The organism is Clostridium sp. YIM B02500, assembly GCF_022324665.1.
Lineage (GTDB): Bacteria > Bacillota > Clostridia > Clostridiales > Clostridiaceae > Clostridium > Clostridium beijerinckii.
In genome coordinates this window covers 1-22,414 of sequence record NZ_JAKGTE010000035.1, presented here as the reverse complement: position 1 = coordinate 22,414, position 22,414 = coordinate 1, and the positions used below count along the sequence as shown (strand labels likewise).

The window sequence follows — 22,414 nt, the reverse complement described above, 5'->3', positions numbered from 1 at the left end:
TATGATGAAAAGTTTAATAAATTTATGAAGCTAAAATATATTTTTGAGAAATACGTATAGTTTCTATAATCTGGACTTGTAATCTGCAATTAGTTTATATTAACTTAAATAAGAAAATTTTAGGAGGTACTATATAATGGCAAATGTATTAGATGAGCTATTAGAGAGAGGATACATAAAACAATTTACACATGAAGAAGAAACAAGAAAATTATTGGAGAATGAAAAAATAACCTTCTATATAGGGTTTGATCCTACAGCAGATAGCTTACATGTAGGACACTTTATAGCAATGATGTTTATGGCTCATATGCAAAGAGCGGGACATAGACCGATAGCTTTAATTGGTGGTGGAACTGCTATGGTTGGAGATCCAAGTGGTAAAACTGACATGAGAAAAATGCTTACTAAAGAAGATATTCAGCATAACGTAGATTCTATTAAGAAACAAATGGAGAGATTTATAGATTTTTCTGATGGTAAGGCAATATTAGCAAACAATGCTGATTGGCTTTTAAATCTTAATTATGTTGATTTCTTAAGAGAAGTAGGGGTTCACTTCTCTGTAAACAGAATGTTAACAGCAGAATGCTTTAAACAAAGATTAGAAAAAGGATTATCATTCTTAGAATTTAACTATATGTTAATGCAAGGATATGATTTTTATGAATTAAACCAAAAATATAACTGTAAAATGCAGCTTGGCGGAGATGATCAATGGTCTAATATGATAGCTGGAGTTGAACTTGTAAGAAGAAAAGCTCAAGGGGAAGCTATGGCTATGACTTGTACTTTACTTACAAATAGTCAAGGACAAAAAATGGGTAAGACTGTTGGAGGCGCGTTATGGTTAGATCCAGCAAAAACTTCACCATATGATTTTTATCAATATTGGAGAAATGTAGATGATGCAGATGTTGAAAAATGCTTGGCATTATTAACATTCTTGCCAATGGATGAAGTGAGGAGATTAGGTGCGCTTGAAGGAGCTGAGATAAATGGAGCTAAGAAAGTTCTTGCGTATGAGATAACTAAACTTGTTCATGGAGAAGAAGAAGCTAAGAAGGCAGAAGAAGCAGCAACAGCATTATTTGCTGGTGGAGCTGATATGTCAAATGTTCCAACTGTTACTATAGCCAAAGAAGAAATTGGTTTACCTATATTAGATGTAATGGCAAGTACTAAAATTATTCCATCTAAAAAAGAAGGTAGAAGATTAATTGAGCAAGGCGGCTTGTCTATCAATGGAGTCAAAGTTGAGGGAGTTAATAGAATCTTAACTGAAGAAGACTTCCAAGATGGTGCTGTATTAATTAAAAGAGGAAAGAAAAACTATAATAAGATAGAAATTAAATAATTTTATTATATAAAATATGTTGTTAATTGAAGGTGTAAAGACTTTTAGTTAACAACTTTTTGTTTTTTTGAATACTAATAAAAGCTTTCAAATATTGTTGCCAAATAAGTATAAATCATATATATGGCAGTCTCATCTATAATACATACAAACATATTAATAATATTTTATGATGATGTATCGGCAAGTCAGATTAGTATTTATATTTTTTACGGGTATCATATGTTTGTACATAATAAATTATTATCTTGTAAATAATAAAAAATGAAAATTACTTGAATATAAGTAATTCTAATATTGAAACAAAGGAGAGATACAATTATGAAAAATAAACTAGATAACAGAAAAGATAATGTAGATAGAATTCAATATAACATTGATAGAACCATCTTGAATTGCGAACTTGCAGATGAAATGATAGAAAAAACTGATGATCCTAAAATGCAAGAAACATTAAAAGAGAAGAATGATAGAAGAGAAGAAGCGCTTCGAGGCATGAGAGAAGAAATTAGAGATGAAGCATTGGATAAAGAAAGAGGATATAAGTAGAAGAAATAAGCATAAATTTAATAGCATTTAACAAAAAAATAAAGTATAAAGTATATTATTAATATATAGTATACCTTATTCAAATATATTAAGTTACTAGGTGTAAAATAAAAATCACTTGTGAATTATTTATAAGTCACAAGTGGTTTTTATTTAAAAGCTTAATGAATATCCTAATTATATGAAAAAAAGTATTTGTTAATTTACATAGTTTCAGGTTATAATAGTAAGGTGATGAAAAGGTTTAAATTATATAGTAATTATTTCTTGTAACAATTCAATATACAGTATATAATATTATCGCCAACATATTTGTATTTTCTACAAAATTTTCATTAATGGCAGTAGCAATTAATATTTTTGAATTACTATAAAATTTAATTTTACAGGTCATATTGGAATATTGAAAATAAAATCTTAAGGGAGGAAAAAGTGTGAGCTATAAATTATTAATAATAAACCCAGGTTCTACGTCAACAAAAATATCTGTATTTGAGGATGAAAAGGAAGTATTTGGAGAAACTATAAGACATTCTTCAGAAGAAATAGGAAAATTTAAGCATATCTCTGATCAACAAAACTTTAGAACAGAAGTTATATTGAAGATATTGAAAGATAATAAAATAGATATAAAGGAATTAGATGCAGTAGTAGGCAGGGGGGGGCTTTTAAAACCAATCCTAAGTGGCACATATAATGTAAATGATAATATGTTAAATGATTTAAAAGAAAGTATTAAAGGAGAGCATGCATCTAATCTAGGTGCTATAATAGCAAATCAAATTTCGAAATCTATTGGTAAATCTGCATTCATAGTGGATCCAGTAGTAGTAGATGAAATGGAAGAAATAGCTAGATTGTCAGGTGTTCCAGAGCTTCCAAGGAAGAGTATTTTTCATGCGCTAAATCAAAAGGCAGTAGCTAAAAGATACGCTAGAGAAAACTCTAAAAATTATGAAGATGTAAATGTTATCGTAGCACACATGGGTGGTGGCGTTTCTGTAGGAGCACATAAAAAAGGAAAAATAGTGGATGTTAATAATGCACTTGATGGAGAAGGGGCTTTTTCACCAGAAAGAAGTGGTGGAGTTCCATCAGGCGATTTGGCCAGAATGTGTTTTAGCGGAAAATATACACTGGAAGAAATCTTAAAGAAAATAACAGGAAAAGGTGGCTTTGTAGCTTATCTTGACACAAACGATGCTAGGGTTGTAGAAAGTGCTGCACTAGATGGAGATCCAAAGGCTAAGATGGTACACGATGCTATGGGATATCAAGTTTCAAAGGAGATAGGTGCGGCAGCAACAGTGCTTAACGGTAATGTTGACGCTATAATTTTAACTGGGGGAATGGCATATGGTAAGCCTATGGTCAATCTAATAAGAGAACGAGTAGGGTTTATAGCACCTATAGTGATCTATCCTGGTGAAGATGAAATGCTTGCTTTAGCACAAGGCGTAATTAGAGTACTTAACGGAGAAGAAGAAGTTAAAGAATATAAATAGATTATTAATTGAATTTAATAAGATAATGATAGAGGTGAGGGTTCTTTAAAAAGGAAGCTTCACCTTATTTTTTATAACCTTAAAATTTGCAAGTATAAATGATATAATGTTATATCGAATATGTGTGTACTCGGATAATATTATAATAGATTAATCATGCTGAATATATAGATTGTAATTAATAACATTTTATTTTTTAGTTAACTTATGCTATGTTCATACGATAAGTATAATAGAGTGATCGGGAAAGTACGAATGAAATTAGTAGGGGAGAAGATAATATGCCAGGAATTTGGAATATAAATAATGGATATAATATAAATACAAAAAAAATTTCTAGCAAGTTAACTTTTGAAGTAGGGGAACGCTTTACAGGAAGAGTAGTTGCAAAGGGAGATGGAAAAGATATTACAGTCAAGTTATCAGATGGATGGCAATTTATTGCTGAGCTTGAGGGAAATATCAATTTGGATGATCTTAAGTTAGTTAAGTTCCAAGTAAACGGATTTGAAAATGGGAAGTTAAAATTAAAACTAGTAGAAGATTCTGTAGATGAAAAATCAAGTGGCGATGAAAGCTTTCAGGAAATAATCGATAAAGAAGGCCTTTCAAAGGATGATATTGATATTTTAAAACAGATGGTTAAGCGTAATCTTCCTCTAACTAGAGATAATATTAATTTAATTAAAGGATTAATTCAATTTAATGGAAAGGTAAGTTCCAATCCAAAAGAAATAGATGCATTTATTCAAACATATCTTCAAAGTAAAAACATATCTGGTAATAGTGAGGAAGGTCAAGCTGTTAAAGAGATGCTTACCAAGTTCCTGAATGAATTTAAGAATATGTCACAAGACGATATACTTACATTTATAGAAAATAACTTGGATTTTTCGGAAGAAAGTATAGATAGTTTTAACAAGTTATTTAAAGGAAATTCATCAATAGAGCAAATATTAAAAAAGATGAATGAGTCATTAAATTTTATAGAATCACCAAATAATAACTTTGAGACTGTAGTTAAAAATAAAACAATAGATAGAGAAATTGACCTTATGAAGAATGCTACAGATACAACTAAAGCAATAGCATCGAAGTTATATAATGAGAATGATCCTTCAAATAGGAAAATAAATGTTCTAGATGTATTAAAAACATTAGCAGGAAGTGAAGATAGTGAATTAAATATAGCTCAAAAGTTTGCTGATAATGAAAAGAATAATTTAAATACTCAAAAAGTAAATCTTCCACCTTCGTTAGTTGAGAAATTAAATAATAAAGAAATAGTTGAGCTAATAAAGGAAACAATGGGTAATAGCATGACAACTGATAGTGTACCCAAGACACAAGCACAAAGTCTTATAGAATCATCAAATAAAAATAAATTAGAAATATTATTAAGTAATATTGAAGGCAGGGAAGTTAAACTTACTGATAGTGAATATAAAGAATTCAATAAATTATTGAATAATAGAATTGAAGGAAAAGATCACTATGAAGAAACAGTATTTAATGATAAAGACGGAAATATACAGCCTAAGGAATTGTCAACATCATTTAAGGAAAACTTTGCTGATCTAAAAAATGAGGATTTACTATTAAGAAGTAATTTAGATAGCGAAGAAGCTATAAAAGCTGATATGAAATTTAAAATAGATGGAGTAAGGGATATAGTTAAGAATTTAATAGCGCATGTGGATTTAAAGGATGCTGGATATGAAAAAATAATGGATCTAATAAAAAATAATATAAATGATATTAAGGTATTCAATTCCATAAGCAATGAGTATTATTATTTAAATATTCCTATAAATGCAAATAGCCAAGAATATCCATGTAAACTAATAATAAAGGATAATAGAAAAGATGGTAAAAAAATAGATAAGACTAATGCTAAAATGGTTGTTAGTGTTAAAACAGCTAATTTAGGAGAGGTCGATGGATATTTGACATTAAGAGATAACAGAATTGATGTAAATTTAAAATGTGAAAGTTATTTTGCATCTATTTTAAACAATAATAAATCTAAGTTAGCAGATGGGTTATCAACACTTGGGTTGTTTGTTAATATAAGTGTATCCATGAAGGAAAAGCCTGTGGACTTAGTAAGTTGTAGAAATTTCTTTAACGATTTAACTATTTCTGCTATCGATATTAAGGTATAATAATTAGTGTATTCATTTAAAATACGCAGTTAATGTGCAATAAAGGAGTCTTAATTATAATGCTTTTAGATCGTAAGGAATTTTAGCTTTAATTGTACATTTTAGCACTATTGAAAATATTGGTTAGGAGTGTACAGGAATATGAATCAGAGGAAGAAAGCCGCAGCATTAAAGTATGAATTTAATAGCGATGCACCAGTAGTTACAGCAGCCGGAATGGGGCATATTGCAGATAAAATAATAGAAAAAGCAACGCAAAACGAAGTAACAATAGTATACAATAAAGAGCTAACTGATTTATTGTGTAATGTAGATGTTGGAGATGAAATTCCTACGGAATTATATGAAGCAGTAGCTCATGTAATTGCTTTTCTTACTGATTTGGATAAGAAGAGATTATAGACAGAAGAAACACGGAAGGTGAGAAAATGGCACTTTATACTATTTCAGATTTACACTTAGGTTTTAATGTTGAAAAGCCAATGGACATTTTTGGAGATAAGTGGAAAGCGCATTCTGATAAAATAAAAGAAAATTGGCTTAGAAAAATAACTGAAAAAGATATGGTGCTTATAGCTGGAGATATATCTTGGTCTTTAAAAGAGAATGATAGTAAATATGATTTGGACTGGATAAATGAATTACCAGGTAAAAAGATTATAAGCAAAGGAAACCATGATTATTGGTGGGGGAGCATATCAAAATTAAATAAGATGTATGAAAATACTAAGTTTCTCCAGAATAATTTTTATACTTATGAAGATTATGCTATATGTGGGACTAGAGGATGGATGTGCCCAGGCGGGGATAAATATACTAGCAAAGATGAAAAAATATATACTAGAGAACAAATAAGGTTGAAACTTTCGTTAGATGCTGCGAAAAATAATGGATTTGAAAAGATAATTGTTATGCTTCATTATCCTCCTACAAATGATAAATTTGAGGAATCTGAATTTACACGAATGATTAAAGAATACAAAGTAGAAAAAGTTATATATGGACATTTGCATGGTCCAATACTACTTGGGAAAGTATTGAATGGATATTTAGATGGAGTAGAATATATATTAACATCAGCAGATTATTTGAATTTTGATCCTAAAAAGATATTATGACGCAGATAAATATAGAATGAAATTTAATTCAACAAATATAAATAGAAAATTTGTTGGAGTCTAAAATTAATCTGAATAATATTAATAATAAGCAATTGGGTAATTGTATTTATATATTATTATAAATATAACTGGAATAAGTAGGTTATATTTCTTTACATAATTATAATAAGATTTGGAGTGACGTTTTATGATTTATTCCTTAGAAAATGAAAAAATTAAAATTACTGCTAGTGAACATGGAGGCGAACTACACTCTATAACAGGTAAGAAGGAAGGTACTGAATATCTTTGGAATGGGAATCCGGAATATTGGAAATACCACGCACCACATTTATTTCCTATAATAGGCAAGCTAAAGGATTCTAAGTATAGAGTTGATGGAAAGGAATATGAATTACCATCTCATGGATTAGCAAGAATTTCTCAATTTACATTGCTAAGTCAAAGCAATGAATCTATTACTTTTGAGTTAAAGTTCTCAGATAAAAGTCTTGAAGTATATCCATATAAGTTTTCTTTCCAGGTTACTTATACTATTAAAGAAAATAGTGTAAAGGTAAGTTATAAAGTTATCAACTTGGATGATAAAAAAATCTATTTTTCAATTGGAGCTCATCCGGCATTTATGTGTCCAATTGAAAAAACAGAGATATTAGAGGATTATTATCTTAAGTTTAATGAGAGAGAGAATAGCTCAATTATGTGTTTTGATAAGAATACATATTTTACCCATGAAAAAAAAGATTATTTAACTAATAGTGATATTATTGAACTTAAAAAAGATATATTTAAAGATGATGCATTAGTATTTGATGATTTAAAATCAAATAAAATTACAATAAAATCAAAGAATCATAATAAGTCTTTAAGTGTGGAGTTTGATGGATTTCCTTACATGGGAATATGGGCTCCAGTTGATGGCGCTCCATTTGTATGTATAGAACCTTGGTTTGGTCATGCTGACTATGGCGATTTTAATGGAGACTTTAAGGATAAAGAAGGAATAATGTTCTTAGAAGAAGGAAAAGAATTTAACTGTAGCTATATAATTTCTATTGAAGAGTAAAAATTATAGTATAATTGAAATAATAAAAGCTATCTAATTGAAAATATTAGATAGCTTTCTATTGTTTATTAATAAATAAATTTTAAAATCTATGATAAATGTTCTATTGAATTGCTCATCTTTTTAATAGCATCTTCTTGGCTATTAAGATCTGTAATAATTTCTTTTGATAAAGATTCATGTTCTTTGAAAAGAACGCTTATGTTATCAATTGAATTAATAACAGTATCTTTTGCCTCAGAAGCAGTAGTCAAATTTTCTATGCAAGTGCTAATTTCTTCAGTGGCATCTTCTATAGAAGTTTTAATATCGGAAAAACTAGTTTTAGCTTCTTGTAGTGAGTTATGTTGAGTTGTTAATGCAGAATTACCAGAATTCATTGCATTAGAAGCTTTTAATATGTCTATTTTAATTTCTTCAAGTATACTAGTTATACTTTGAACAGCAAGTTTTGAGTTTTCCGCAAGTTTTCTAACTTCACCTGCGACAACAGAAAAGCCTTTACCAGCTTCACCAGCTCTTGCAGCCTCTATAGCTGCATTTAATGATAGAAGATTCGTTTGGCTTGCGATTTGGCTTATAGAATCAGTTATACTGTTTACAGATTCAAGTTTTGATACCAAAGCATTTACTGTTGAAGTTGATATTGTGAAAGCGTCTTCAAGCTCATTTAGAGATGTATCTAAATTTCCTATTGTATTTAATCCTGTATCAGCCAATTTATCAGTATCCAACACTTTAATGTGAACATTAGTAATGTTAATTGCTAAGTCTTCCATATTAGCACGAAAACCTGATAAGATATTCTTAACATTACTTATTTCTCTGCTTTGAGCTTCAGCAGAAGATACTAATTCTGATGCAGTGGACGAAGCGTTTTTTATAGAACTATCAATTAAAACAGCTTTTTCTCTTAAATCATTGATGTTAGTTAAATTTCTTTGACTAGCGTTAGTATTGTTTTCCCCACTGTTAGAAACATTTGATACAATAGTTTCTGTCATAGTAGTATTTTTATTATTGTTTTTATTAAAAAATCCCATGTTATATTCCCCCTTGAAATGATAAATAAAAATATATTTTTATGTGTTGGCAGTTTTAATTAAATCTTTTCCAACGCGAGCCATCTCTTTAATTTTATAAGAAGAATTTGTATTAACAATAGTTTTAGAGTACCATTGTAATGCATCTTGATTATTTCCCAATCTTCGGTTTAATTCTCCCAAAAGATACATTAAAGAATCTCTTTGTAAGCCATATATAGGAAAAATCTCAGTCATATAAGCGGTGTTGAATCCTTCGAGAGCTTGCTTTAAAAACAAAGTTTCTTGAATATTATTATCCAGTAACCTATACATCCAAGCAATTTTTAGAGAAATCATACCTTTTGTACTATTTGGCAAATCAATAAGCATAGCATTTAATAAAGCCAATTTATAGCGCTCAATTGCCAATTTTTCATCTAAGATATATGGATATTCTCTTGGTTTCCATTTTGGTGTTACGTTACTTAAAACAAGTTCTTTTTTATGTGATTTTAGTTTTTCAAAATCTGATTTCATTGCAGCGTAGCCGCATGAATTACATATTAATACATCATAAAAATACGGATTTACTACAGAGTATCTTATAAAGAAATCTGAATCCTTAGAAATAACTCGTGGTGACTTAGATTTAACTGTTTTAGCTTTAAAATGTGAATTACAAACAGGACAGACTATCTGTTTGTCAAAAAGATGATTTAATATACTCGTATCACTCATTTTCAGTCACCCCATTAAAAATGCAATATAGAATAAAATTCTATATTATACATTGATTATAACATATTAAAAGCATTCATAAATAGTCTATGAATATTTTTTAAATAGTTTATTTATTATTAATTACACTTAATTTAAAGTTTTTGATATAATAGATAAGGATGAAATTGAGAAATGATAGTAATGTATTAAAGGGTGATATAATGGCAATGAATGATTGGAAGGTTTTCTTAATGCCTTATGAGCAAGCAGTAGATGAACTGAAAGTTAAGTTAAAATCAATTAGAAAAGAATATAGAAAAAAAAATGAATATTCACCTATAGAGTTTGTAACAGGAAGAGTAAAAGAAGTATCAAGTATGTTAGAAAAAGCTAACAAATTTGAAATACCAATAGATAGGATTAGATATGAACTTGAGGATATTGCAGGCATAAGAATAATGTGTCAGTTTGTTGATGATATAGACACAGTAGTGCAGATATTAAGAGAACGTAAAGATATGCAGATTCTTTATGAGAAGGATTATGTAAGGAATGTTAAAGAGAGTGGTTATAGAAGTTATCATATGATAATAAAATATCCTGTAAATATGGCAGAAGGACTAGTTGAAATTTTGGCTGAATTTCAAATAAGAACATTAGCAATGAATTTCTGGGCAACTATTGAACATTCTCTTAATTACAAATATAAGCAACATATACCAGAACAATTAAAGGAAAAACTTAAAAGATCTGCAGATGCAGCATTTAGATTAGATGAAGAAATGTTAGAAATCAAAGATGAAATTAAGGATGCTCAAAAATTGTTTGAGGTTAAATCACATTTAATTTCAAATATAATGAATTTACTATTAACTTTAATTTCACTAGGTAAGGAAACAGAGGCAGCCAGATTCCAAAAAACTTTGAATAAGTTAATAGAAGATGGCGAAGTTTGGGAGCTAAATAGTTTATTGTTTTCTGTTAAAAGAGAAATTGAAAAATATACAGATTAAGAGTTTTTGTATATTTAGTTCATAAGGAAAATTATGCTTTGTTGTTCAAATAGTTTAAAATATAGCTGTAGATTTTCAATATTTAAAAGAAATATCTGCAGCTATGTTTTTTATTCTTTAGGAATTTATATTCTAGTAAAATATGTGTGTAACTTAAAAAAGGTTGATTGAATAGTTTTGGTATTTTAAAAAGAATAAAAAGAAATCTTATTCGCCTTCATAAAATGTTCTTATATGCAGAATAGTTCAGTATTGTAGCATAGCTACTCTTTTTATAGGTGCATAGCTGCCATTTCTAATGTGCAGATTTTTCTCACATTCGTTCGAAAAGACAGATGCGTAAAAAAAATCTACACATATGAAAAGAGTGCGAAGCACAATACGGAACTTATATGAAAAGAGTGCGAAGCACAATACGGAACTTAACCACAGTCGCCTGCGATTTTTTTATTTTCTAGGGGATATTGTATTTATTAATCAAGCATAGTGAATATGTCAGTAATATCAAGTATAATGTTTTATATAGAAATAATATAGTACGAAATTAATATATGTAATAAGGAGATAAAAATGGATAGAGATCAACTATTATTGAGATTGAGAAACAATCCTGAATATATTCAGGAAATAGACAAAGTTGATGAGGAATTAGAGTTATTTATTGTTAAGAATAATGGTAACAATATTAAATATATTAAAAACCCGAGCAAGGAAGTGCAAAAACAAGCTATTGCAAATACCCCGCTGTCAGTAAAATATATTAAAGACGTTAATGAAGAAGTTGCTATAATGTGTGTTAAAAGCTTGTGGAACTCTTTAGAGTTAATAAATAATCCTACTAAAAAGGTGATAGAGGAAGCTATTAAGACTAAAGGATGGGCTATACAATTTATAGAGAATCCTAGCGAGGAACTTCAATTATTAGCTGTTAGTAGGGACTATGATGCAATTAAATATATAGAGAATCCTTCTGAAGAAATTCAGCTTAAGGCTATAGAAAACTACTATGTAGCAATTAGATTTATAAAGAATCCAAGCCTTAAGGCGAAAATAAAGGCAATAGAGCTAAATGGAGAAGCTATAAATTATATTTCCAACTATGATTTAGATGAGATAAAGAAATTTATATATGAAAATATAAATGTAGTCAAGTATATTTATGAAAGCATAGATGTAGAACTTGTAATTGATGTGCTTCAAGAAAAAATCAAAGAAAAAGATATTAGTAAGAAGTATATTGAAGATTTCTTAGAGTTAGAGGTTTTGGAAATGGATAAAATTAATTTTGTAAGAGAATATGGAAGCAAAAATGCCAAAAAGTTGCTAGTAGATTATAAATTATCTATATAAGAATGGAGGCGAAAAGATTGAATTATTTAGAGTGTTTAAATACAGTAGATTTAGTAGTCGTATCAAATGATGTGCCTTTAATTATAGGAGAAAGTGGAGTTGGAAAGACTTCATTAGTTAAGCGTATAGCAAGAGAAAATGGATATTATCTTGTTACAATAGATGCAAACTTGCTAAAGGAAGGGGAAATAGGAGGACTACCTGTAGTTGAAAATAGGACGACTATATATGCGACACATAGTAAGCTAATTGAAATCAAAAAAGCATTAGATGAAGATATAAATAGAGATGTCATTTTATTTATAGATGAATTGAATAGATGCGATCATGCCGTAGCACAAGAACTTATGAATCTTATCTTAAATAGAGAGATTAATGGATATATTTTGGATGAGAGAGTTAAAGTAATAGCTGCAATGAATCCTTCTAATAAAAATGATGGCTTTAATAATAGTCAATATGATGTTGTTGATATGGACCCAGCTCAAGAAGATAGATTTGTCTGGGTGAGGTTAGACTCCGATATTAAAGAATGGATTAAGTGGGGAATGAGTAATGATGGAAATATAGATGAACATATCATAGAATTTTTGTCTACATTTCCTGAATATCTTCATACTCCTGATTCAGAAGAAACAATAAAGGCTACTCCAAGAAGCTGGGAGAGAGTATCAAAAGCATATAAGGTATTTGTAAAAAATAAGGGGAAATACTCTTTAGATACTCTACTAAATGTTGTAAAAGGAAATGTTGGGATTAGTATTGCAAATGATTTTGGAAACTTTTTGATAAACCTAAAAACACCTTTAGTAAAGGTTGAAGATATATTCAGCAGTGATATTTTAAATTTTGATCTAAAGGAAAAAATAGAAAAAGAAAATCATTCTAGATTATACATATTGTCTAAAAATTCGTTAAGGTATTTGGAAAATATGCCGATAGAAAGGAATTTAAGGCTATTTTCAGAACTTCTAAATTTATATCCAAGAGATTTGAGACTTGGTATTATGAAGGAAATAAAAAGAGATTATAAGGAAAGTGGACTATATGAAAAGTTACTAGGTACTGAAGAGTTCTTAGAAGCATTTTTTAATATATTTAAGTGAGAATCCAAATCTATGATTTGGCTTATCGAACTTACTCAGCGAACGAACGTGAGTCGAGTTTCCTTTAAAAAGTAAAGTTACATCTAAAAATTGCTATTACAAATTAATTTTATTGCAAGTAATCAATAAAAGAGGGGGAGGAGAGTATGGATTTTGAAGAAAAAAGACAGCAACTTTTAAAAGAAGCCTATCAATTGAGTGAAGATGATAAATTTAGTGATAATTATAAAAGAAATTTCTTTGAGCTAGTAGAGGATATTATATTATATTTGCTGCAAACTCAAGATGTTTTTTTTGGGCAATTCATGCTTAGAGTTCAACGGAAAATAAATACTACATTAACAGCGCCAATAGCAACTATTCCAAAGCGTGATAGATTTGAGATGTATTTTAATCCATTTTTATTTTTGGATTGTAATAGAAAAGAAATGGCAGCATTATTTAAACATGAAATATATCATATAATGAATTCTCATTTTGAAAGAGAAAGAAAATTGAAGGCTAGATTTAGTAAAGAAGCGGTAAATGTTGCTTTAGATATTTCAATTAATCAGTATATAAAAGATTTACCACCCTTTAGCAAAAGACTTTATGCAGTTAACATGGAATATAATTTATCACTTGAGGAAAATAGAAGTGTCGAGGAATATGCAGAAGAAATTCATAAATCAATTAAGTCTAGAATAAAGCAAGATAAAGTTGATAAAGATGATGATTCGAAATATGAAGTGGATATGTCAAAAGTCCATGATTTGTGGGAAAGTGCTCAAATAAGTGATGAAGATATTAGCAATTTGACTAAGAAAACAGCCCTAAGTGCTTATAATGAAAACACTCCAAAAGGATTAGAAAACATAATTTTAGCATATAAAGAAAAGGCAGAAATACCTTGGCAACTCGTTCTTAAGAATATACTCCCAAGTGTGAAATCAGGATATAAGAGGACAATAACAAGAAGAGATAGAAGACAGCCGGAAAGATTAGATTTAAGAGGAAGGCTACCTAAAAGTCAAACTGAATTAGTTGTAGCAATAGATATAAGTGCTAGCATGAAGGACAGTGATATGCATAAGATACTAGTGGAGATACTGTCTATAACTTCAAATATTAAAAATAAAATCACAATTATCGAATGTGATAGTGAAATTAGAAAAGTATATGACTTAAGAAATGAGAATGACATAAGAAAGAGAAGCAAAGATAATGGATCTACGAAATTTACACCTGTATTTAAGTATATAAATGAAAATAATTTAAGAAGTGCTGTATTAATATATTTTACAGATGGTGTTGGAGAAAGAGAGCTTGAAGTAAAGCCAATCAACAAAAAAACTATATGGGTTGTATCTGGAAATGAAGAATTATCATTAAAAAATCCTTATGGAGAGATTAAAAGAATAAATACTGAAAAGAAAGAAATCTCAGGTGGAAATATTGGATTGAAAATGGTAAATGAAGCTATACACGACTGGGCTAGATAGGGAAATTATTAACCAATTTTAAATAGGCAAATATAAGGTAATATGTTAAAATAAATTACAGTATAGAGGAGTGATATTCTTGACCCAAGGAATGAAAATTACAGATTATACAAGGTTTTTATCTATACTTCTTGTAGTAAGTATAATACTTAATATATATGTAGTATTTAAATTAAATAATTACAAATATAAAATAGGTCAGGAATCCTATACTAAGATAGAGGATTTTAAGCAAAGAAATGAAAGCAATATGGACATATTGTCTAAAGGAATTGAAGAGAATAGTTTAAAAAATGAAGATTTAGTAAAACTTTATAAGAATTATGATGAAATGTCTAATGACATAATAGAATTATGGCAACAGTATAGAGCATATACTCAAAATGCGATACCGTTTTTTTCCAAGGTAATTAAAACTGATAAGATAATGGAAAATAATATAAATGAAAAGATAAAGGAGTATATGCTGTCTACTTTAAGTAAAGAGATGAAAAATGAATCAAGTAAAATAAGGCTAGAAAGTGAAGATTTACAATCTTTTAAATATATGTATGAGATTTCTTCAAAAACATATGAATACTTTAATGAATTTAATGAAGAAAATTTAAAGGGAGCTACAGGTGAAGATAAGGAAAGTAAGGTTATAAAAAATCATTATTGGATAGATCTTTTGGAAGGTATATATAAAATAAGTGATGACTATGGAAATGTGCAGTGGAAAATAGAGTCGGCGGATAGTACAAATAAGTAAAGTGATTAACTGTAGGGTAAGAATCAAGCTTTTTGTAAGGGAAATGTTAGATGGTACAAGAACTCATAACAACAAAAAAAATGTAGAATAAATATTCTTCATTTATTCTACATTTTTTATTATGATTTTAGTGGCATCCTGAGCAAGAACCACCACATCCGCCTTCAGGCGCTATAACAGGCTTTAAGCTTAAGCCATTACCTTCATTTTCATCAGAAGAAAGTACTATAAATCCACCAAATTGTTCTATTAGGGATTTTTCGTATATAAATGAAATATCATTCATTTTTTCAACTTCGTCAGCATCAGTAGCTTCTGAGACAGATATGTTAAAAACTGGACCGCTACATGCATAACCAGCAAAATTTATTCTAATATTGAAATCAGTTATTTTATTTTCGTCTAAAAAAGCTTTAAATTCATTATAAGCTTCTTCACTTATATTAACATTTTTCATATATAAACACCTACTTTATGAAATATTAATGATATTAAATCATTAAAGTAAGTATAGCATATATATATTAAAATAAAAAGTTAATATTAATAGTTATATTATGGCTAAGAATGTGCTATTATATTATGGTTTATTGAATATATAATGTTAATAAATAAATTATACAATATTATACATAAATTGGAAAATGTGCTATAATAAATAGGACTACTAAAGATTTTGCATTAAATATTGTAAGAAGGGGAATTAACTATGAAACCATATAATAAAAGTTTTGTGTTCCAAGAGATAAAGCGATATAGTGACTTAATTAATCAAGGAACTTGTGGCGACTATAAAATAGTTAAAGATACCATATTAAAGCAAGAATTACAAGGTTATATGTATGAAAATGAAGAAGAATATGATATAGATATAGTTCAATTATATAAAAATGGTAATGATTTAATGAAGCTAACACCAGAGCTAGTTGAAAGTTCATATGGGGCAATTTCTTTTGCCCACGGAAAAGTTGGCGTAATTGGACTTGGTATTGGATATGTAGTTCAAGAAATTGCAAGAAAAGATAGCGTAGAAGAAGTAATAGTATATGAAATTAGTGAAGAAATAATAAAATTATATAATAATAATTTTCCTAAAAATGAAAAGATACGAATAATAAAAGGTGATGCCTTTAAAGCCAAAAAAAATAAATTTGATTTCTTCTATGTAGATATATATAAATGTGAGTTAAGTTCTAAAATAGTCGAGGATTATAAAATTCTAAATGAACTTCACGAAATTGAAGAATATGCATTTAGAGGATTGGAACATTTTTTGTTAAGTTGTAAATATGAGGATATAGTGTGGATTTATATACCTGAAAATTGGATTTCAATGAGTAAGAAAGCATATGAAGCTCTAGATGCTTCAGGATATTTAAATAGCTATAAGCCTTTAGATGAAGAGAATGTTAAAAAAGTATTGTTTGAGTTTAAAGAAATCTTAAATGCATAAATTTTCTTATATATTGTGATATTATTGGTTAGGCATTTAGAATTTATTAGCTTTAATACATTAAAACAATACATTATGAACTATTTATTAAAGTATATAGTTTGGAGGAGAACTAATGATATTATCAGGAAAAGAAATATTAAAAAATATTGGTAGTAATATAATAATTGAACCTTTTGATGAGAAAAAAATAAATCCTAATAGTTACAATTTGTCTTTACATAATGAATTATTAGTTTATGAAAATGATATTTTAGATATGAAAACTCCAAATCCAACAAAAGTTATAAAAATTCCAGAGGATGGATTATTATTAGAACCAGGTAAATTATATTTAGGAAGAACAAATGAATTTACTAGTACTAGTAAATATGTCCCTATGCTTGAAGGGCGCTCTTCAACAGGTAGATTAGGGTTATTTATTCATGTTACAGCTGGATTCGGAGATATTGGATTTTCAGGCTACTGGACGTTAGAAATTTTTTGTGTTCAGCCAATAAAAGTTTATCCTAACGTAGAAATATGTCAAATATATTATCATGATATCCATGGAGAATATGATTTATATAGCAGTGGAAAATATCAGAATAATAAAGGAATACAGCCAAGTTTAATGTATAAAGATTTTGAAAAATAGTTGTATTTATGAGCAATACGTTCTAAAAATTTTAAGCATCAAAATCTGCATTAAGTCATCAGGCAATGCAAGGGAAGCACTCTTATAACGAATGAATCATATTGCTCAAAATCTATACATTATTATTTTAAAACTAAGTTCGTAAATATGCTCAACTTACTAAGTCTTATTTATAATAATAAAATTAAGAGTTAGTAACTTGGAGCAACAAATAAGACATGTAAATACTATTTGAAAATTCATGTAATTCATCATATACTGATATTTCAATTTTATTTCCGAAATTGCATTCAGAAATATCACTTATATGTTGGTTAATATGAAAAAAGGTTCGGATGTTTTCTTAGATACTCTAGAAGAAAATATCCGAATCTTTTTTTATCTGAGGATAATTAAAATAAAAAATTTCGCATATATCTATTCAAAAGATTCTGATGGGGATGTATCATATAAATATATATATAAAGCACTTTTGACAAATCATTTTTAAATATAAATTAATATATAAAGGAGAATGAAGAAAATGAAATTAGTGATATTAGAGCCATTAGGTGTAAATAAGGATAAGTTGTTGGGAATGGCAAAGGATAGTTTAGGAAATGAAGTAGACATAATATATTATGATACAAGAGTAGAAGATACCGAAACATTAATAGAAAGAAGCAAAGATGCTGATGCTGTAGTACTATCCAATCTTCCATATAAAAAAGAGGTAATAGAAAACTGTCCAAATTTGAAAATGATTTGTGTTGCGTTTACAGGAGTAGATCATGTTGCAATGGATTACTGTAAGGAAAGAGACATTTTAGTATGCAATTGCGCTGGATACTCAACTGCTGCAGTTGCAGACTTAGTATTTGGTATGGTTATTTCTATATATAGAAATATTATACCATGTGATAAGGTGACTAGAGAAGGTGGAACAAAGAATGGGCTTGTGGGATTTGAACTCGCAGGAAAGAAGTTTGGAGTAGTAGGGGCAGGAGCTATAGGTATGAGAACTGCCGCAATTGCTAAAGCATTTGGATGTAATGTATACGCTTATAGCAGGACTAAAAAAGATGTTGAAGGAATCGAATTTGTAGATTTAGATACATTAATGGCTACTTGTGATATAGTATCGCTTCATGTTCCACTAAATGAAAGCACTAAAGGATTAATAAATAATGAAAAATTATCATTAATGAAAGAAAGTGCAATTTTAATAAATACAGCACGAGGTCCTGTTTTAGATAGTTCAGCACTTGCGGAAGCTTTAAATAATGGCAAAATTGCTGGTGCGGGAGTAGATGTATTTGAAATTGAGCCACCAATTCCTACAGATCATGTATTGTTTGGAGCAAAGAATTTAATAGTTACTCCTCATGTTGCATTTGCAACAGCGGAAGCTTTCGAAAAGAGAGCGGTTATTGTTTTTGATAATATAAAAAAATGGTTAAAAGGTACTCCGCAAAATGTAATTAAATAAGTCAATTTATATATGTTAATTTAGAATTAGCAACCTGGTAAGAGAAGCCTCGATGCTTTTCTTAGATAGTATAAATAGAAATCCCTTTTGAGGGATTTCTATTTTTTTATAAAATTTTTATAATTGCTTTAAAAGATTTTTAAAATTAGATTTTATAATGAATTCATAACAAGCAAGGAAATAAATCTTTGAAAATATTGGGAGGCGTTATAAATGAATAAAATTAAAGTATTATATGATGTATTTAAAACTATGAAGGAAAAAGAAGTGTTTAAAGGAAGTGTAAAATTGGAAGCAACTAAAGGAGATGTAAAAGTATTATCATTTTCCAATGAATTTGAAACTAATACTAAAAGTGGGGAAACAAAAGCTAACATAAGTGTTGATTTAGATGCTGAAGGCAAAAAAGTAAAACATGATAGTAATTCTGAATTTAATATAAAGGAGTGCCAGCATCATGGATTTCATAGAGGAATGCATAATCATGGAATGAATATGCACGGAATGCATGGTCACGGTGGAATAAAAGGAGGACTTTCAAAAGTTACTTTTATATTAAATTTATTAAATAATGTGCAAGTAGAGGAAAAAGATGAAAAGGCTATTATTTCTTTAGAATTGAAAGAGGTATTTAAAGAAATCAAGGACATGCTTAAAGAATTCCATAAAGGAATGGATGAAGAAAAGATAATGGAGCATATAAGACAAATGAAGGAAAGTGATGATAGAGGTTTTCATAAGCATCATAAATTTATAAAAGAACTATTATGTTCTGAAAACAGCGATGCTATATTAAAAATATACGCAAATAAAAATAATGAAGTTGAGAAAGTAGAAATTTCTTCTAAAGGCGAAAATGCTGTAAATGGATCACTAGATTTAGTTTGGTAAATTAATTGAGTTAGGAGATAGTAGTAAATGCCCAAATATCTTATTTGTACTAACACTAGAAAGTATAATGAATTAGTTGAAGTTCTAAATAATAGAGGAATTCAATTTGAGACAACGCATTGTGATAATAAATGCTTTAAATGTCGCACTAGAGTGATGATTAAAGAAGATAATAAATATATATATGCAACTGATGTGAAAAATCTATTAAGAAAAATGAGTATTTCTTAATGTAAAGAGGGGTTGAAATTCAGAAATCTCTAAATTATTGATGTAAAATTCAATTATTTAGAGATTTTCATTTATAAATAAATAAGTAAATAAGGAACTTTGTTCCAAGTAAAAAATTAAGTATCTCATAGAATGATTTTATTAGAATTATTAATAGGGGGTTTTAATTTAATTTATTAAAAGTTAATTTGTAATGTTATAATCATTACAATGGTAGAAATTTATTTTAAGGTGGTGGAAAGCATTAGAAGGTTTAGAGGAAGAGTTCATTCTCATTTTCATAATAGAATTGATGAAGAACATCGAGAATTTTTTGAAAAACTTAAAGAGTTAAATGAAATGCGTTATGAGTTAGTTTATGAGCATCAAAAAATACATCATAAGTCTCATCATAAACAATTTAATGAATTTAATAGGATACATAGATATCTAAGATGGATGCGTCCAACGGGAATTTTAATAAGCATATTACTTGTTTTTTCTATATTTAAATTTGTAGATGTAAAAGCAATTACTATATTTTTTGCAATAATTTTTATTATTCATCAAAGCTCTCATATATATATCACTATGAGAATGGAAAAAAGAATTATGAAACCTATAGAGAAGTTAAAAGATGGTGTTGAACAGATAGCTAGGGGTAATTATGACGTGAAAATTGATAACGACGTATATAATGAAATAGGAATTTTAATATATGATTTTAATAAGATGGCTGAAACCTTAAAAAAATCTGAAGAGATGAAACTTGAATATGAAGAAAATAGAAAAGCATTGATAGCTAATATTTCCCATGATCTAAAAACGCCAATTACTTCAATTAATGGATATATTGAAGCCTTAGTAGATGGCGTTGTTACTTCACCAGATAAAGTGAACAATTATCTAAATATAATTCATAATAATACTACTTATATAAATAACCTTATTGATGATTTGTTTTTATTTTCAAAATTAGATATGCAAAAATTAGATTTTAATTTTGAGATAGTCAAATTTAAGGCATTTATGAGTGACCTTATGGAAGAGTTTAATTTTGTTCTTAAAGAAAAGGATATTGAATTTAAATTTGAAGATAGGTTGTCGGAAGAATTAGAAATTAACATAGATGGAAAAAGAATATATCAAGTTATTAGGAATGTTATAGGGAATGCTATAAAATATGGAAGGCAAAAAGATTCAATAATTAAAGTAGAATTAAGTAATAATAATGAATGGATTAAGATAGAAATTAAAGATAATGGTGCTGGGATTCCAGAAGATAAACTTTCAAATATATTTAATAGATTTTACCGTATAGATACAGAACGTACAAAAGACTTTATGAGTACAGGTTTAGGACTTGCAATTGCAAAGGAAATGGTAGAAGCTCATGGAGGAAAAATTTATGCATCAAGTATAATGGGGAAAGGAAGTACGTTTACTATAGAGCTACCAATAAAGTGAAGCTTTTCAGATGGAGAGAACTATAGCTGAATTTATACCAAGAAGGGGCACAATGCTAAGGAGTGTGCAGATGTTATTCGTGATTAAATAGTGATACGAATCATAGATATCTGACATGTGTCATTTAAGTCATAAATAATAAAGAGGAGGAAGCATATGAAACAAATATTAATTATAGAAGATGATATAAATATCGCTGAACTAGAAAAAGAGTATCTTCAATTAAATGGTTATAAAGTAGAAATAATTCAGGATGGTATTCAAGGATTAAAAAAAGCTCTTATTGGTACATATGATCTTATAATAGTTGATTTAATGCTACCAGGCAAAGATGGGTATGAAATAGTAAGAGAAGTTAGAGAAAAATATGAAATACCTATAATAATAGTATCAGCAAGAAGTGAAGATATTGATAAAATAAAGGGGTTAGGATTTGGTGCAGATGATTATTTAACAAAACCTTTTAGTCCTGCAGAATTAGTAGCCAGAATAAAGTCTCATATGCTTAGATATGAGAGATTATCAGGAAATAGACCCCAACTTAATATTATTAGCCATAAAGCATTGGAGATAAGAACAGATTCACATAAAGTTTTCGTAAATGGAAAAGAGGTTATTCTTACTACAAAGGAGTATGAGCTTATGATATTTTTAGCTTCTAATCCAAATATAGTTTTCACTAAAGATCAATTATTCGATAGAATATGGGGAGATGATTATTACGGAGATACAGCAACTGTGGCAGTCCATATACAAAAGTTAAGAAAGAAGATAGAAAAAGATCCAGGAAATCCAGAGTATATTGAAACCCTTTGGGGAACAGGATATAGATTTAATTCATAAGTTTCAATATTGAAATAATATTATCAAATAAAAGTAAGAGTTTAACTAAAGTAATAGTATATATAGATGCCTAAATTATTAATTAGAATTAGTATGTGAATATATTTTCATAGCTTTTCGGAACAAAATATTTATGATTCTGGTAAGTTGACACATAAATATAGGAGTCTGTCAAGACTTTCGTGTAAACTTCAAAAAGTAATATGTTTATTTTATAAGGTTGGAGGTAGAATAAA

22 protein-coding genes are annotated in these 22,414 nt (G+C 28.4%); 19 read left to right on the top strand and 3 right to left on the bottom strand.

Translation table 11 applies throughout. The annotated features are described in order from the left end of the window. The first annotated feature begins 136 nt into the window (after positions 1-136). From tyrS to L1S46_RS21890, 7 genes are all read left to right on the top strand, one after another. Complete coding sequence (tyrS, locus tag L1S46_RS21920; RefSeq protein WP_012060770.1) at positions 137-1,357, top strand: tyrosine--tRNA ligase; 1,221 nt, start codon at positions 137-139, stop codon at positions 1,355-1,357. Between the two features lie 321 nt (positions 1,358-1,678). Next, positions 1,679-1,906 carry a small acid-soluble spore protein Tlp gene (gene tlp, locus L1S46_RS21915; protein ID WP_023973947.1) on the top strand — a complete coding sequence of 76 codons (228 nt, stop codon included), beginning with the start codon at positions 1,679-1,681 and terminating at the stop codon, positions 1,904-1,906. A 434-nt stretch (positions 1,907-2,340) separates the two neighbouring features. After that, complete coding sequence (buk, locus tag L1S46_RS21910; protein ID WP_238900951.1) at positions 2,341-3,411, top strand: butyrate kinase; 1,071 nt, start codon at positions 2,341-2,343, stop codon at positions 3,409-3,411. Positions 3,412-3,692: 281 nt separating this feature from the next. Next, the gene (locus L1S46_RS21905) at positions 3,693-5,576 is read left to right on the top strand and encodes a flagellar hook-length control protein FliK (RefSeq protein WP_238900950.1); all 1,884 of its coding nucleotides are present in this window, start codon (positions 3,693-3,695) and stop codon (positions 5,574-5,576) included. A gap of 141 nt (positions 5,577-5,717) precedes the next feature. Next, complete coding sequence (locus L1S46_RS21900; protein ID WP_238900949.1) at positions 5,718-5,978, top strand: EscU/YscU/HrcU family type III secretion system export apparatus switch protein; 261 nt, start codon at positions 5,718-5,720, stop codon at positions 5,976-5,978. A gap of 26 nt (positions 5,979-6,004) precedes the next feature. Next, positions 6,005-6,694 (top strand): metallophosphoesterase, encoded by a 690-nt coding sequence (locus L1S46_RS21895; protein ID WP_238900948.1) that lies wholly within the window; start codon positions 6,005-6,007, stop codon positions 6,692-6,694. Positions 6,695-6,884: 190 nt separating this feature from the next. Further along, positions 6,885-7,763: an aldose 1-epimerase family protein gene (locus L1S46_RS21890; RefSeq protein WP_238900947.1), complete on the top strand. Its 879-nt coding sequence runs from the start codon at positions 6,885-6,887 to the stop codon at positions 7,761-7,763. An 89-nt stretch (positions 7,764-7,852) separates the two neighbouring features. Here L1S46_RS21890 and L1S46_RS21885 read toward each other — a convergent pair whose 3' ends face one another. Both L1S46_RS21885 and L1S46_RS21880 read right to left on the bottom strand, forming a co-directional pair. Further along, positions 7,853-8,806 (bottom strand): methyl-accepting chemotaxis protein, encoded by a 954-nt coding sequence (locus tag L1S46_RS21885; protein ID WP_238900946.1) that lies wholly within the window; start codon positions 8,804-8,806, stop codon positions 7,853-7,855. Between the two features lie 39 nt (positions 8,807-8,845). After that, complete coding sequence (locus tag L1S46_RS21880) at positions 8,846-9,526, bottom strand: DUF2225 domain-containing protein (protein WP_238900945.1); 681 nt, start codon at positions 9,524-9,526, stop codon at positions 8,846-8,848. Between the two features lie 203 nt (positions 9,527-9,729). Between L1S46_RS21880 and L1S46_RS21875 the strand changes: the two genes are divergently transcribed. The 5 genes from L1S46_RS21875 (at position 9,730) to L1S46_RS21855 (ending at position 15,209) form a co-directional block, all read left to right on the top strand. Next, a complete protein-coding gene (locus tag L1S46_RS21875; RefSeq protein ID WP_023973943.1) occupies positions 9,730-10,521 on the top strand; it encodes a GTP pyrophosphokinase family protein in 792 nt (263 codons plus the stop codon). Between the two features lie 570 nt (positions 10,522-11,091). Beyond that, positions 11,092-11,871: a hypothetical protein gene (locus L1S46_RS21870; protein WP_238900944.1), complete on the top strand. Its 780-nt coding sequence runs from the start codon at positions 11,092-11,094 to the stop codon at positions 11,869-11,871. 17 nt (positions 11,872-11,888) lie between these two features. Then, on the top strand, positions 11,889-12,977 hold the full coding sequence (locus L1S46_RS21865; RefSeq protein WP_238900943.1) for an ATP-binding protein: 1,089 nt from the start codon (positions 11,889-11,891) through the stop codon (positions 12,975-12,977). A gap of 146 nt (positions 12,978-13,123) precedes the next feature. Further along, complete coding sequence (locus L1S46_RS21860) at positions 13,124-14,458, top strand: VWA-like domain-containing protein (protein WP_238900942.1); 1,335 nt, start codon at positions 13,124-13,126, stop codon at positions 14,456-14,458. Between the two features lie 91 nt (positions 14,459-14,549). Next, positions 14,550-15,209 carry a hypothetical protein gene (locus L1S46_RS21855; RefSeq protein ID WP_238900941.1) on the top strand — a complete coding sequence of 220 codons (660 nt, stop codon included), beginning with the start codon at positions 14,550-14,552 and terminating at the stop codon, positions 15,207-15,209. Positions 15,210-15,336: 127 nt separating this feature from the next. Here L1S46_RS21855 and L1S46_RS21850 read toward each other — a convergent pair whose 3' ends face one another. Further along, positions 15,337-15,666 carry a HesB-like protein gene (locus L1S46_RS21850; RefSeq protein WP_238900940.1) on the bottom strand — a complete coding sequence of 110 codons (330 nt, stop codon included), beginning with the start codon at positions 15,664-15,666 and terminating at the stop codon, positions 15,337-15,339. A gap of 252 nt (positions 15,667-15,918) precedes the next feature. Here L1S46_RS21850 and L1S46_RS21845 point away from each other — a divergent pair, with 252 nt between their 5' ends. The 7 genes from L1S46_RS21845 (at position 15,919) to L1S46_RS21815 (ending at position 22,178) form a co-directional block, all read left to right on the top strand. Next, complete coding sequence (locus tag L1S46_RS21845; RefSeq protein ID WP_238900939.1) at positions 15,919-16,662, top strand: hypothetical protein; 744 nt, start codon at positions 15,919-15,921, stop codon at positions 16,660-16,662. A 115-nt stretch (positions 16,663-16,777) separates the two neighbouring features. Further along, the gene (dcd, locus tag L1S46_RS21840) at positions 16,778-17,299 is read left to right on the top strand and encodes a dCTP deaminase (protein ID WP_012060750.1); all 522 of its coding nucleotides are present in this window, start codon (positions 16,778-16,780) and stop codon (positions 17,297-17,299) included. Between the two features lie 523 nt (positions 17,300-17,822). Beyond that, entirely contained in the window at positions 17,823-18,767 is a 945-nt protein-coding gene (locus L1S46_RS21835) for a 2-hydroxyacid dehydrogenase (RefSeq protein ID WP_238900938.1), read from the top strand. 213 nt (positions 18,768-18,980) lie between these two features. After that, positions 18,981-19,658 carry a hypothetical protein gene (locus L1S46_RS21830; protein WP_238900937.1) on the top strand — a complete coding sequence of 226 codons (678 nt, stop codon included), beginning with the start codon at positions 18,981-18,983 and terminating at the stop codon, positions 19,656-19,658. 27 nt (positions 19,659-19,685) lie between these two features. Next, positions 19,686-19,889: a hypothetical protein gene (locus L1S46_RS21825; RefSeq protein WP_238900936.1), complete on the top strand. Its 204-nt coding sequence runs from the start codon at positions 19,686-19,688 to the stop codon at positions 19,887-19,889. Positions 19,890-20,099: 210 nt separating this feature from the next. Next, a complete protein-coding gene (locus L1S46_RS21820; RefSeq protein ID WP_238900935.1) occupies positions 20,100-21,335 on the top strand; it encodes a HAMP domain-containing sensor histidine kinase in 1,236 nt (411 codons plus the stop codon). A gap of 156 nt (positions 21,336-21,491) precedes the next feature. Then, positions 21,492-22,178, top strand: coding sequence for a response regulator transcription factor (locus tag L1S46_RS21815; RefSeq protein WP_238900934.1), 687 nt, complete (start codon positions 21,492-21,494; stop codon positions 22,176-22,178). The last annotated feature ends 236 nt before the right edge of the window (positions 22,179-22,414 follow it).